This is a genomic window from Nocardia sp. NPDC004568 (assembly GCF_040609955.1).
Classification (GTDB): Bacteria; Actinomycetota; Actinomycetes; order Mycobacteriales; family Mycobacteriaceae; genus Nocardia.
Genome location: NZ_JBEXLL010000064.1, coordinates 14,667 through 27,678, shown reverse-complemented (window position 1 = coordinate 27,678; position 13,012 = coordinate 14,667). Strand labels below are relative to the sequence as shown.

General features: G+C 71.2%; 12 protein-coding genes. 5 read left to right on the top strand and 7 right to left on the bottom strand.

From position 1 onward, the window contains the following. Positions 1–83 precede the first annotated feature (83 nt). The 3 genes from lnt to ABZV91_RS24710 form a co-directional block, all read right to left on the bottom strand. On the bottom strand, positions 84–1,745 hold the full coding sequence (gene lnt / locus ABZV91_RS24720; protein WP_355246108.1) for an apolipoprotein N-acyltransferase: 1,662 nt from the start codon (positions 1,743–1,745) through the stop codon (positions 84–86). A gap of 89 nt (positions 1,746–1,834) precedes the next feature. Beyond that, positions 1,835–3,433 carry an amidohydrolase family protein gene (locus ABZV91_RS24715; protein ID WP_355246099.1) on the bottom strand — a complete coding sequence of 533 codons (1,599 nt, stop codon included), beginning with the start codon at positions 3,431–3,433 and terminating at the stop codon, positions 1,835–1,837. Positions 3,434–3,548: 115 nt separating this feature from the next. Further along, positions 3,549–4,499 (bottom strand): phosphotransferase, encoded by a 951-nt coding sequence (locus ABZV91_RS24710; RefSeq protein ID WP_355246096.1) that lies wholly within the window; start codon positions 4,497–4,499, stop codon positions 3,549–3,551. A gap of 107 nt (positions 4,500–4,606) precedes the next feature. On the opposite strand from ABZV91_RS24710, the gene ABZV91_RS24705 reads away from it, so the two are divergent. Further along, the gene (locus tag ABZV91_RS24705; protein ID WP_355246093.1) at positions 4,607–5,008 is read left to right on the top strand and encodes a PPOX class F420-dependent oxidoreductase; all 402 of its coding nucleotides are present in this window, start codon (positions 4,607–4,609) and stop codon (positions 5,006–5,008) included. 57 nt (positions 5,009–5,065) lie between these two features. Here the strand turns inward: ABZV91_RS24705 and ABZV91_RS24700 are convergent, their stop codons facing one another. Continuing rightward, the gene (locus ABZV91_RS24700) at positions 5,066–5,785 is read right to left on the bottom strand and encodes a VOC family protein (RefSeq protein ID WP_355246090.1); all 720 of its coding nucleotides are present in this window, start codon (positions 5,783–5,785) and stop codon (positions 5,066–5,068) included. A gap of 103 nt (positions 5,786–5,888) precedes the next feature. Between ABZV91_RS24700 and ABZV91_RS24695 the strand changes: the two genes are divergently transcribed. Beyond that, positions 5,889–6,443, top strand: a complete 555-nt coding sequence (locus tag ABZV91_RS24695; protein ID WP_355246087.1) for a PadR family transcriptional regulator — start codon at positions 5,889–5,891, stop codon at positions 6,441–6,443. Between the two features lie 146 nt (positions 6,444–6,589). Here the strand turns inward: ABZV91_RS24695 and ABZV91_RS24690 are convergent, their stop codons facing one another. The 3 genes from ABZV91_RS24690 to ABZV91_RS24680 form a co-directional block, all read right to left on the bottom strand. After that, on the bottom strand, positions 6,590–7,108 hold the full coding sequence (locus ABZV91_RS24690) for an FxsA family protein (RefSeq protein ID WP_355246084.1): 519 nt from the start codon (positions 7,106–7,108) through the stop codon (positions 6,590–6,592). Positions 7,109–7,186: 78 nt separating this feature from the next. After that, positions 7,187–7,846: a response regulator transcription factor gene (locus ABZV91_RS24685; RefSeq protein WP_355246083.1), complete on the bottom strand. Its 660-nt coding sequence runs from the start codon at positions 7,844–7,846 to the stop codon at positions 7,187–7,189. Positions 7,847–7,873: 27 nt separating this feature from the next. Beyond that, a complete protein-coding gene (locus tag ABZV91_RS24680; protein WP_355246082.1) occupies positions 7,874–9,043 on the bottom strand; it encodes a histidine kinase in 1,170 nt (389 codons plus the stop codon). 80 nt (positions 9,044–9,123) lie between these two features. Here ABZV91_RS24680 and ABZV91_RS24675 point away from each other — a divergent pair, with 80 nt between their 5' ends. Genes ABZV91_RS24675 through ABZV91_RS24665 form a run of 3 tightly spaced genes read left to right on the top strand, consistent with a single transcriptional unit; the run spans position 9,124 to position 12,891 of the window. Further along, complete coding sequence (locus tag ABZV91_RS24675) at positions 9,124–9,891, top strand: TSUP family transporter (protein ID WP_355246080.1); 768 nt, start codon at positions 9,124–9,126, stop codon at positions 9,889–9,891. Between the two features lie 43 nt (positions 9,892–9,934). Further along, positions 9,935–11,491, top strand: a complete 1,557-nt coding sequence (locus ABZV91_RS24670) for a TldD/PmbA family protein (protein ID WP_355246077.1) — start codon at positions 9,935–9,937, stop codon at positions 11,489–11,491. Then, a complete protein-coding gene (locus tag ABZV91_RS24665) occupies positions 11,488–12,891 on the top strand; it encodes a metallopeptidase TldD-related protein (RefSeq protein WP_355246074.1) in 1,404 nt (467 codons plus the stop codon). The genes ABZV91_RS24670 and ABZV91_RS24665 overlap by 4 nt, the downstream gene beginning before the upstream one ends. The last annotated feature ends 121 nt before the right edge of the window (positions 12,892–13,012 follow it).

Here is a 13,012-nt window from a genome sequence, read left to right as displayed (position 1 = left end):
AAACAACGCGCAAATCGGGAGAACCGTCGACAGCCCATGCGTTATCGAGACCCGCCGGTGGCGACGAGAATCCCGACCGGCGGTCAGCCGGACACGGGCGCCGTGGCGGTCCGCGCCGGGCCGCGAGCGGCTCGCCGCCGGACGAGCGAGATCACCACACCGGCCGCCGTCACGAATACGGCGACCAGCTCCGGCCACGGCCCCAGCACCGTCGCCGGGGTGTGCGAATCACGCAGCGGCACCTCGGCGACCAGCGCCTCGGGCGTGAACAGCGGGCTCTGCTGCCGCAGCGTGCCGTCCGCGGCGATGATCGCGCTGACCCCCGAGGTGGCGGCCACGACCAGCGAGCGCCCGTGTTCGACCGCCCGCACCCTGGACATCGCCAGTTGCTGGTAAGTCATTTCACTGTCGCCGAAAGTCGCATTGTTCGTGGGGACCGCGAGCAATTGCGCACCCGAGTGCAACGAATCCCGGAAAGCGCGGTCGAAAGCGACCTCGTAACAGGTTGCCACCCCGATTTCCGTACCTGCGGCCCGAATTGTTCCGTCTCCGTGACCCGGAACGAAGTAGCCTGCCCTGTCCGCATAGTCCGAAAAAAGCCGGAAGAATCCACGCATCGGCAGGTATTCGCCGAATGGTTGTACTATTTTTTTGTCGTGCCGGTCCCCCGGACCGCTTTCCGCGGTCCATACCATCACCGAATTCGTGGTGGTGCCGTCCCCGTTGACCAGCACCGCGCCCACCAGAATCGGTGCCGAGATCCGCCGGGCCGCCGCCGAGATGAGCGCGGCGGCGTCGGGATTGCGCAGCGGGTCTATATCGGAGGAGTTCTCGGGCCACACGACCACATCCGGGGCCGGAAACCGACCGCTCGCCACCTCATCGGCCAGTTGTTCGGTCCGGCGGACATGATTGTCGAGCACGGCCCGACGCTGCGCATTGAAATCCAGGCCGAGCCGGGGCACGCTGCCCTGAATGGCGGCCACCGTGATCGTGCGGTCGCCGTCGAGCGGACCGGGCAGGGTCGCCCCGAGTCCGAGTCCGAGCCCGGCCGCGGCCAGCAGCAGACAGGTCGACGCGGCGGCCGCTGTGGCCACCCGGCCACCGCGCCCCGCGGCTCCGTGTCCCGCCGAATCCGCGCGGGTGTCCGCGATCGCTGCCGCTGTCCGGTCCGCGGCGGCGTTCTCCTCGGCGCCGCCGCGAGGCACCGCCGCCCGGCGCGCGCCTGCCTGCCGGAGCACACCCAGGACCACCGCGGCCCCGCAGGTACCGCTCAGCGCGACGACGAAGCTCACCAGCGGCGCGCCACCGTACGCGGCCAGCGGCAGAAACCATCCGTCGGCCTGACCGAAGGCCAATCGCCCCCAGGGGAACCCGCCGAACGGAAAGCTCGACCGGCCCCATTCGGCGGCCGTCCAGGCCAGCGCGAGCCACAGCGGCCACCCGGGCAGGCGGCCCAGTATCCGGCCGAGCACCCCGAAAACGCCCAGGTACACCGCGCACGCGGTGGACAGCGCGAGCCACGGCAGCGGCCCCACATAGATGCCCGTCCACGGCAGGAGAGGAAGGAAGAAGCCGAGCCCGGCCAGGAAGCCGTACCCGAAACCGGCCCGCAGGCGCGGCCCGCTGCGCACGACCAGCGTCAGCAACGCGATTCCGGCGGGGGCGAGGAACCACCACGGCCGCGGCGGGAAACTGCCGAACAGCAGGACACCGGCGAGCACCGCGGCCACCGATCGCACCATCACCGGGTAGCGGGCGAGCCCCCCGGTCCACCGGATCGCCGGCCCGTCACCCTGGTTCACTGCTGCATCCTGTTCCGCTCGAGCCGAGATCACGCCTGGTAGATGGGGACACCGTCGCGCACAGTGCGCAGGCAGCGCGGCAGATCGGCGTCCGGGGTCAGCGGCGGCAGTCCGGGAACCCGCGAGCGGGGGTCGGTGGACCAGCGCTGGACCGTATCGGTGGGCGCGGCGACCACCAGCTCACCGGCCTCCCACACCGCGTACGACGCGGGCGCCCCGGGCACCAGGGTTCCGGCGACGCCGTCGCGCACGCCGCCGGCCCGCCACGCGCCGCGGGTGGCGGCGGCGAAGGCGGCCCGCGGGGAGAGACCGTGCCCGGAGGTGCGGTGGTGGACGGCCGCGCGGACCGCCGCCCACGGGTCGAGGGCGGTCACCGGCGCGTCCGAGCCGATGGCCAGCGAGATACCGGCCGCGGCCATGGCGGCGAACGGGTTCAGGGCCGCGGCCCGGGTGGCGCCGAGCCGCTCGGCGTACATACCGTCGGGCCCGCCCCAGGCCAGATCGAACGCGGGTTGCACACTGGCGATCACACCCCAGCCGGCGAGTGCCTCGATCTGCGCCGCGTCCAGCAGTTCCGCATGCTCCACGCGGTGGCCGCGCGCGGCCACGGCCGGACCCCCGAGTTCGGCGACCACCTGTCCGAACCCGGCCACGACCGCGTCGAGCGCCGCGTCGCCGATGGCGTGGAAACCCGCTTGGACGCCCGCTTCGGTACAGGCCCGCACATGCGCGGCGATATCCCCGGCGTCCAAGTAGGCGACTCCGGTCCCGGGGTCGTCGGCGTACGGGTCACGCAACCACGCGGTATGCGAGCCGATGGACCCGTCCACGAACAGGTCACCGGCGAGGCCGTGCGCACCGAGGTCGGACAGCAGCGTGCGCGCCTCGTCCGCGGTGCGCACCGCCTGGCCCCAGTAGGCCCGGATCTGCACACCGTGCTCGAAGGCGAGCAGTTCACGCAGATCGGTCTCTCCTTCTATATCGGGACCCGCGCATTCGTGCACGACCGCCACCCCGTGCGCGGCCGCGGCGTCCAGCGCCGTCCGCCGCGCCGCGTCCCGCTGTTCCCGGGTGAGCCGGGCCCGGGCCGCGGCGCGCACGAGATGATGGGCCGCCGCCCGCACCGGCTCCCCCGGAGCGAACCCGGTGGCAGACCGCAGTCCCGGGACGTCGTCCAGCAGAGCCGAGGAGGCCACCGCGGAATGGGCGTCCACCCGGGCCAGATACACCGCCTGTCCGGGCCGGGCCGCGGCGTCCACTTCGGCTACCGTCGGCGGCCGGCCCTCCGGCCAGCGCGTCTCGTCCCAGCCGTCGGCGAGGATCGCGCCGTCGGGGTGAATCGTGGCGTACTCGGCGACCAGTTCCAGGCAGTGGGTGAGGGAGCGGGCCGCGGACAGGTCGAGACCACCGAGCTGCAGACCGAGCGCGGTGGTGTGCAGATGGGGTTCGACGAAGGCGGGAGTCACGAGGGCGCCGTCGAGCTCGACGACCTCGGCGTCCGGATGCAGGGCACGGCCCACATGATCGGCGCCGAGCCATACGACGACACCGTCGGTCACCGCCAGGGCGGTGGCATCGGGCGCACTCGAACTGTAGATCCGGCCTCCGACCAGCAGCTGCGTACTCACGGGAGTCCAGTCTGCCGCACCGCTCCCCGAGCCGCGCGGGCCGGTCCGGGCGGGAGCTGCCCGCGCCGGTGCCGCAGCGCCCGGGCCGGTGGTGCGTTCGGGCTGCCGGCCGGTGTCAGCCGGTCGTACCGCCCGCGAAGGGCATCCGCCGCCACGCGTCGAGAGCGGGCTCGAGGTACCCCATGAGCTCGGGGAGCTGCGGTACCAGCGTGAGGGTGGCGACCACCCGCAGCATGCCCACAGCATTGACGAAGCCCATGACCTCCTCGTCGAGCGGGCGGGTGCCGTTGCGCCGCGCGCCGCGGTCGTAGGCGGATTCGTACTCGGGTCCGAGCCCGGCGAGGTCCCACTCGACCGGCCCGAGCGTGACCAGTTCGAAGTCGGCGTAGAGGTTCCCGTCCAGCCCGGAGAAGATGTTCACCGCCGGGGAGTCGCCGTGGATGGGCTGCAGCCCGACAGCTGGGAACCGATCCTGGAAAGCCCCGCGCGAGCGCGCGAGGGGTTCCAGGATCTGCCACTCATGGCGGGCGCGTTCCAGCTCGGCCGCACCGATCAGAGTGGGGTGCCGGTCGAGCCGGGCAAGGCTGTCGCCGATGAACTGTGGTTCGGCGGCGGACAGGAATTCCAGGCGGCCCGGGTAGGAGCGCATCGCCGCGTGCAGCTCGGCGACGCTCTCGGCGTTGGCCACGTAGTCGGGTTCCGTGTCCCGGTCCTGTGGAACGAACGACCACAGCGTCATCGAGAAACCGTCGCGCCGCACGGGTTCCCGCGGCACGAGCGGGCTGGGCGCGATCACGGGAATTCCCCGGCCGGCGAGCCACCATGTCACGTCCAGCTCGTCCCGCTGGCGGCGCGCGAGGGCGGTCGGGTCCACCGGGTGCGGCAGCACGGTGGGGATCCGGGCCACGACCGGCGCGGGCGCCAGATGGACGACGACGGAGAAGACATCGTGCAGCACCGTCGGCTCGGTGACGGTCAGGCCGAGCCCACGTCCCGCCGCGACGGCCGCGTCGACGGCGGCGGCGGTGCGATCGACGCGCTGTCGCGGTGTCAGGAAGGTGGTCATGGTTCCATCGTTTCAGGGGGATTCCCCGAAGTCGTCGAGGACGCAGTACGCGAGTTCTCGTGCTCGGGGCGTTCGGCCGGGGACCCCGCGCGAATTACGCTGGCCCCATGACCAACACGCTCGGCGCGGTCGGTACCGCCGACTATGTTCTGCTCACCACCTTCCGGAAGGACGGCACCCCGGTTCCGACTCCCCTGTGGGCGGCGGCCGAGGACGACAAGCTCTACGTCTGGACCGTCACCGACAGCTGGAAGGTGAAGAGGCTGCGGCGCAACCCGGAGGTGACGCTGCAGCCGTGTGATTACAAGGGCACCCCGCACGGTGCGGTCGTCCACGGCACCGGCCGGGTCCTCGATGCCGAGGGCAGTGCGCGGGTCCGCCGCCTCATCCGCCGCAAGTACCGGCTCACCGGTCCGCTGGTGGTGTTCGGCAGCGTCCTGCGCCGCGGGAAGTCGGGAACCGTCGGCATCGAGCTCATCCCGCGGGCCGAGCCGACCACCCCGGAATGACGATCCCCGGGGCCGGGCGAGCGAGACCGCACTGCTCGACGCCTCCGGCGTGACCGGTCAATCGACCTGTGGCCGCAGCCATTCCGCGAGCTCGTCGGCCGCGCCGAGTTCGGCGGCGAGCTCTGTCCGTTCGGCCGCGCTCAGCCCGAGGGCGGCCAGATCGGCCCGGCGCTCGGCCGCCCGGTCCGGGTTGCCGCGGGCGACCGCCAGTTCGGCCAGTGCCGCCAAGGCGCGCGCCCGGTCCAGCACCCCGGCCGCCGCGCCGTGGCGGCGCAGCCCCGATTCGAGTGCCCTTTCGGCGGCCTTGTCGTCGTTCTTGGAATCACGCAGGATGCGGGCATTGTCCAGGACCCGGGCCAGACCGGTCAGTTTCGACGAGCCGCCGTACTCGAGTTCCCGCGGCTCGGACCGAGCGATATAGATCACCCGGTTGCCGTCCGGGTCGATGAGGCTGAACCTGGTCTGCCCGGCCCGGTACCGAGTGATCCGCCCGGGCCCCTGCGCGGGAATCCGCCCGAACCGTTCCCGTAGCGCCGCGCTGAAGCGGCGATGCCGGTCCGCGACGTCGTCGACCATCACCAGACATCCCGCCTGCTCCGTGGCCGCGTGTCCCGCGGGAGCGGAGGTGAAGTGGAGGTCGCAGTCGTGTGCCGAGATCGCGCCGTAGACATAGGGCCGGGTCTGTTCGTAGGTGACCGTGTAACCGAGCGCCCGGTAGAAGTCGAGCGCGCGGGCCAGATCGTGGGTGGGCAGCACCGGTACCGCCGTATCTCCCATGAGAACCCTCTCAATAGTCAATTTTGACTACCGAAGGTAGGGCGCGCGGCGGCCGGAAGTCAAATTTGAGTACCGTACTGTTCCGGTGACGGAAGGAGCGGCGATGGCGGCGGTACGGTTGCTGGTTCTCGGGGTGGCACGGCGACAGCAGCCGACCCACGGTTACGCGGTGCGCCGCGAACTGCTGTCCTGGCGCGCCGATACCTGGACGAATGTGCAGCCCGGATCCATCTACCACGCCGTCAAACAGCTCACCCAGGAGGGAAAGCTGCGCACCGTGGGCACCGAGGACGGTGGCCGGGGACCGGGCCGGACTCTGTTCGAACTCACCCCCGCCGGTGAGGCGGAGTTCCTGGAACGCATGGACGCGGCGCTGACCAGCGTGGACATGGAGGAACTCGGCGCCGGCATCGCGTTCATGGACGCCCTGCCGCGTGCTCATGTCATCGCGAAACTGCGCGAGCAGCGCGCGGGCAGCCGCGCGATCCGCGACGACCTGCTGGCCATGGTCGGCGATTATCCGGGCCGCGACGAACCCCCGCACGCCACCGATCTGCTGGAACTGTGGAGCGGGGTCTTCGACAATCTCACCGCTTGGACCGCCGGTGTGCTGGACCGGCTGGAACGAGGCGAGTACCGCATGGCCGACGATTCGTAATCGCCGGCACACAGCGGCCGTCCGACGGGCGCCCGCGGCGCCGGCTCGCGACGTACCCGGCCCGGCGGACCGCAGGTCCGCTCCCGCCCAGCTCGCGAGGACCTACGGCTTCGCGCCCGGTCGAGGGTCGACGGTCACCGGGTGCGCTATACCGGGTGGCCGTCCGGACGCCGGTCCCCCGCCGGCAATCGCTTCTGCAGGGTGGTGCCGGTACCCGGCCGCTCGTCGGTGTACCACTCGCTCACGACGACACCGTCCACCACATCGGCATCGATCACCGTGGGCCGGTACGGCGCGGACGCGGCGATCTTCGCGACCCGGCGTGCGGCCAGGGTCGCCAGTACCGGCCGGAACAGCGCACGGGTCGGCGGGATGAGCATCAGCAGCCCCACCACCGAGGTGACCAGGCCGGGCACGAACATCAGCAGGCTGCCCGCACCCACCAGCGCGCCGTCGGCGACGGCCGCACCCGGGGCGATCTCACCGCGCGAGGCGCGGCGGAACTGTTCGCCGACCCGGCGCCACTGCGAACCGAGCAGCAGCATCCCCGCGGCGGAGCTGGCGATGAGCAACAGGATGGCGGGAACGGCGCCGAGCCAGGTGACGGCGGCGGCGAAGACGGCGATCTCGACGACGAGATAGACGAGGAAACCGAGGACGGGCATGGGCGAACCTTTCGGTCGGACTGCCCGTACAACGAACGAGATGTCCGATTTGCTCCCGGGACCTTCGATTGTCCTCGTTCAGCCGCCGGGACGCACCACGCCGGTCTCGTAGGCCAGCACCACCGCCTGCACGCGGTCACGCAGGCCCAGTTTGGTCAGCACCCGGCCGACGTGGGTTTTCACCGTGGCCTCGGACAGAAACAGCTGGCCCGCGATCTCGGCATTGGACCGTCCGGCGGCGATCTGCTCGAGTACTTCGCGTTCGCGAGCGGTCAGCACCTCGAGGATCTCCGGGTCGCGCGAGGGGGTGGGCTCTTCGGCGATCAGCCGGTCGAGGAGGCGTTTGGTGACCTTCGGCGACACCACCGCGTCCCCGGCCGCGACACTGCGGATGGCCGAGATCAGGTCCTCGGGCGGGGTGTCCTTCAGCAGGAAGCCGCTCGCGCCGGCGCGGAGGGCGCCCAGCGCGTGTTCGTCGAGGTCGAAGGTCGTCATGACCAGGACCCGGCTGCCGTGGTCGGCTTCGAGGATCCGCCCGGTGGCGGTGACCCCGTCCACGACCGGCATCCGGACGTCCATCAGCACCACATCGGGGCGCAGTTCGGCGGCCCGGGCGACCGCGGCGGCCCCGTTGTCGGCCTCGCCGACCACCTCGATATCGGGTTGTGCGCCGAGCACCATCTCGAGTCCTACGCGCATGAGTTTCTGGTCGTCCACAATGAGCACGGTGATCGGCACGGATCCCAATGTAGTGGCGGCCGCCGCCTATTCCCGATCCGGTGCGGACAACGGAATCCGCGCGTACACCCGCCAGGCACCGTCGGACCGGCGCCCGGCCTCGAGGCTGCCGCCGAGCACCGCCATCCGTTCGCGCATTCCGGCCAGGCCCAGACCGCTGCCCTCGATCCGGTCCTCGGGCCGCACCGGGACCCCGCCGGAGTCGACGACCTCCACCTCGATGTGGTCGGCGTGCCGCCGCACCCGCACCCACGCCTTCGGGTGGGCCCCGGCGTGACGGAGGGTGTTGGTCAGCGCTTCCTGCACGATGCGGTGCGTCCCCAGACTGATCTCGGGCGCGACGCCGTCGAGTTCACCGGCCAGTTCCAGTTCGACCGCCAGACCGGCGTCCCGCATCAACTGGACCACCGACGCCAGGCCCGCCGTCCCGTGCTGGGGCACTTCGTCGGGGGCGTGTTCGGTGCGCAGCAGCGCGACGGTGCGGCGGAGTTCGCGCAGGGCCTCGCGCCCGGTCCCGGCAATGGTGACCAGTGCCTGTTCGGTGGTGTCGGGGTCGGTGCGCAGGGCGAAACGGGCGCCGTCGGCTTGGACGATCATCACGCTCACCGCGTGCGCGACCACATCGTGCAGTTCCCGGGCGATCCGGGTGCGTTCGGCCGAGACCGCGTCGTGCGCACGGCGTTCCCGGTCGGAGTCGGCGACGGCCAGCCGGGCCGCCACCTCGGCGTCGTAGGCGCGGCGGGCGCCGGTGAATTCGCCCAGCGCCCAGCACAGGGCGAAGAACACCGAGACGAACGCGAGATCACCGGCCCGGAAACCGCTCAGCAACGCCATCCCGTACGCGGTGTCGGCGACCAGTGCCAGCACGTACCAGAGTCCGGCCCGCCGGCCGACATACGCCACCAGCGTGTACAGCATGACCCCGTGGCCGATCAGCGCGGCGTGCCCGGTGGGGTCGCCGACGAGGTAGCCGATGGTGCTGGCACAGATCGACAGCGCCAGGAAGGTCGCCGCCATCGCCCGCGGATAGATCCGGCGCAGGACGATCGGCAGCGGGATGAGCACGGAGAACACCACGAAGGCGGCGAGGTGGGTGCTCTCGCGGGCCATGGCGAGGTCGAACACCAGCAGCGCCGCGGCGAGCGCGGAGTCCGCGACGATCGGGTTGTCTCGGAGCCACAGAATGAACCGGCGCACCCGCCCAGCCTAGGAGGACACCCCCGGTGGGGCGCGTGAGCGGGTGATCTCGCCTGCGGACCGTCTGGTTTGCTGAGCGGGTGGATGTGACCGACTGGCTGATGTTGTTACCGGCCGCGGCGGCCGCCGGCTGGGTGGACGCCGTGGTGGGCGGTGGCGGGCTGATCGTGCTGCCGACCCTGCTGCTGGTGGCGCCCGGCCTCGCCCCGCAGACGGCGCTGGGCACCAACAAGCTCGCGGCGGTCGCGGGTACGGCCACGGCGGCGGCGACGTTCGCCCGCAAGGTCCCCCTCCCCTGGCGGCTGCTGGTACCCGCCGCGATACTGGCGGCGATCACCGCGGCGGCGGGCGCGGCGGCGGTGGCGCTCATCGACCGGGACCTGTTCATCCCCATCGTGCTGGTGGTGCTGATCGGGGTGGCGATCTTCGTCACGGCCCGGCCCTCGATCGGGATCACCCTGGCCACCCATCCCCCGTCACGACGCAAGGTCGTTCTGGTGGTGGCGCTGGCGGCGGGTCTGATCGGGGCCTACGACGGGTTGCTCGGACCGGGTACCGGGACATTCCTGATCATCACGTTCGCCACCCTGCTCGGCACCGAGTTCGTGCGGGCGGCGGCCATGGCGAAGGTGATCAACTGCGGCTCCAATATCGGGGCGCTGATCTACTTCGGGGCCACCGGACACGTGCTCTGGGCGTTGGGCGCGGCGATGGCACTGGCCAATATCGCGGGCGCGGTACTGGGTTCGCGGATGGCCCTGGACCGCGGCGCGGAGTTCGTACGCGCGGTGCTGCTGGTGGTCGTGGTAGCGATGGTGATCCGGCTGGGCTGGCAGCAGTTCGGCTGAGCGCACCACCCGTGATCGGCCGCGGCGGACTAAGTTGTGCAGGGTGACAGCGACACCCTCCACCGAATCGGGTGGTCTACCGCCCGGGCACGATATCGATCCGGAGTTCGCGAACCTGCCGCTGACGGCGCTGGCGGAGGCGGCGCTGGCCACGGCCCGCGCGGCCGGAGCCGAGCACGCCGATCTGCGGGTGCACCGATTGTGTACGCAGACAGTGCGGTTACGCGACGGCCGGGTGGAGGCCCTGACCGATACCGTCGAACTCGGGTTCGCGGTCCGCGTCATCGTCGACGGCACCTGGGGCTTCGCCTCGCACGCGGCGCTGACACCGCAGACCGCGGCCGAGGTCGCGCGGTCCGCGGTGGCCGTGGCGACCACCCTGCGCGCGCTGAACCGGGAGCGCGTCGAACTCGCCGGCGAACCCCGCTACGACAACGCCCGCTGGATCTCCGACTACCGGATCGATCCGTTCACCGTGCCCTCGGCCGACAAAGTAGCCCTGCTCCAGGACTATTCGGGCCGGCTGACCGCCGCGGACGGCGTCGACCATGTCACCGCGTCACTGCTGCAGGTCAAGGAACAGACCTACTACGCGGATACCGCCGGTTCCTCGATCACCCAGCAGCGGGTGCGCCTGCACCCGCAGCTGGAGGCGATCACGGTCGATACCGCCTCGGGCGCCTTCGAGACCATGCGCACCCTGGCGCCACCGGTGGGCCGCGGCTGGGAATACGTCACCGGCGCCGACGGGACCTGGGACTGGGATACCGAACTGGCCCGGATCCCGGAATGGCTGGCCGAGAAGGTGAAGGCGCCGACCGTCACCGCCGGCCCGACCGATCTGGTGATCGACCCCACCAACCTGTGGCTCACCATCCACGAATCCATCGGCCACGCCACCGAGTACGACCGCGCGATCGGCTACGAATCGGCCTACGCCGGGACCTCGTTCGCCACCCCGGACCTGCTGGGCACGCTGCGCTACGGCACTCCGGTCATGCACGTCATCGCCGACCGGGTCCAGCCGCACGGGCTGGCCACCGTCGGCTACGACGACGACGGAGTGGCGGGTCAGCGCTGGGATCTGGTGCGCGACGGGGTGCTGGTGGGCTACCAGCTCGACCGGGTGTTCGCGCCGCGGCTGGGCCTGCACCGCTCCAACGGCTGTTCCTACGCCGACTCGCCGCATCACGTACCGATCCAGCGGATGGCCAATGTCTCGCTCCAGCCCGACCCCGAAGCCGATACCAGTACCGCGGAGCTGATCTCGCGGGTGGCCGACGGTATCTACATCGTGGGTGACAAGAGCTGGTCGATCGATATGCAGCGCTACAATTTCCAGTTCACCGGACAGCGGTTCTTCCGCATCCGCGACGGCGAACTGGCCGGGCAGGTGCGCGATGTCGCCTATCAGGCGACCACCACGGACTTCTGGGGTTCGATGGAGGCGGTCGGCGGACCGTCGACCTGGCAGCTGGGCGGCGCGTTCAACTGCGGTAAGGCTCAGCCCGGGCAGGTCGCGGCGGTCAGCCACGGCTGCCCGTCGGTGCTGGTGCGCGGGGTGAACATTCTCAACACCCGGACGGAGGCGGGACGATGACGGTGATCGGCGCGGGTGTACTGCCCGCGGGTGCGGTGGTCGAGCGGGCCCTCGGCGCGAGTCGGGCCGACGAGGCGATCGTGATCGTCGGCGACGAGTACGAGGCCTCGCTGCGCTGGGCCGGCAACTCCATGACCACCAACGGCGCCTCCGTCGCGCGGCGCTGGTCGGTGATCTCGGTGTTCCGGGACGGGCCGCGCTCGGCGCGGGTCGGCAGCGTGGCCTCGACCAGCGTCGACCCCGCCGATATCGAGACCGTCGTACGGGCCAGCGAGGAAGCCGCCCGATCCGCCGAACCGGCCCGCGACGCCATGCCGCTGCTGGACGCGGACGCGGTGCCGGCGGCATCGGATTGGGAGCAGGCTCCGGCCGTCACCGGGATCGATGTGTTCACCGGGCTCGCCGGCGATCTGGCCACCGGTTTCGACGGCGGCGACCGGCTCTACGGCTTCGCGCACCATCAGGTGCAGACCACCTGGCTCGGCACCTCGACCGGTGTCCGGCGTCGCTACACCCAGCCCACCGGGTCGATCGAGATCAACGGTAAGCGCGGCGACGGGGCCGAGCTGGCCAGCGCCTGGGTGGGTGCGGGCACCGCGGATTTCACCGATGTGGACACTCCCGCGCTGCTGGCGGAACTGTCCCGGCGGCTGGACTGGTCGGCGCGGCGGGTCGAACTGCCCGCCGGACGGTACGAAACCCTGCTACCTCCCTCGGCGGTCGCGGATCTGCTCATCTACATGTACTGGTCCATGGAGGGCCGGGGCGCCCAGGAGGGGCACACCGCGTTCGCCGCCGCGGGCGGCACCCGGGTGGGTGAGCGGCTCACCGACATCCCGCTGACGCTCTCCTCCGATCCCGCGGCGCCCGGATTGCAGTGTCTGCCGTTCGTGGCCACCTCGGCCTCGTCGGAGACGGTGTCGGTCTTCGACAACGGGCTGTCCGCGCCGCGGGTGGACTGGTTGCGCGACGGCGCGATCGCCGAACTGGTGTATCCGCGCGCCACCGCCGCCGACTACGACGCCTCCCCCACCGTCCCGGTCCAGAACCTACTGCTCACCGGTGGATCCGCCGCGACACTGGACGAGATGATCGCGCGCACCGAACGCGGTCTGCTGCTCACCACCCTGTGGTACATCCGCGAGGTCGACCCGGCCACCCTCCTGCTCACCGGTCTCACCCGCGACGGGGTGTACCTGGTGGAGAACGGGCAGGTCACCGCGGCGGTGAACAATTTCCGGTTCAACGAGAGCCCGCTGGACCTGATGCGCCGGGTCACCGAGGCCGGCGCCACCGAGCTCACACTGCCCCGGGAATGGAAGGACTGGTTCACCCGCACGGCCATGCCGCCGCTGCGGATCCCGGACTTCCACATGTCGTCGGTGAGCCGGGCGACCTGAGCGTCGGCGATCGTCGTGGCCTCGCCCCGGCCGATAATGCCCTCACCTACACAGAGCCCGGCAAGCGGGACGATGATCACGGGGTAAGGATCGATGAACAGCGCTGTTATGAACACCGGCC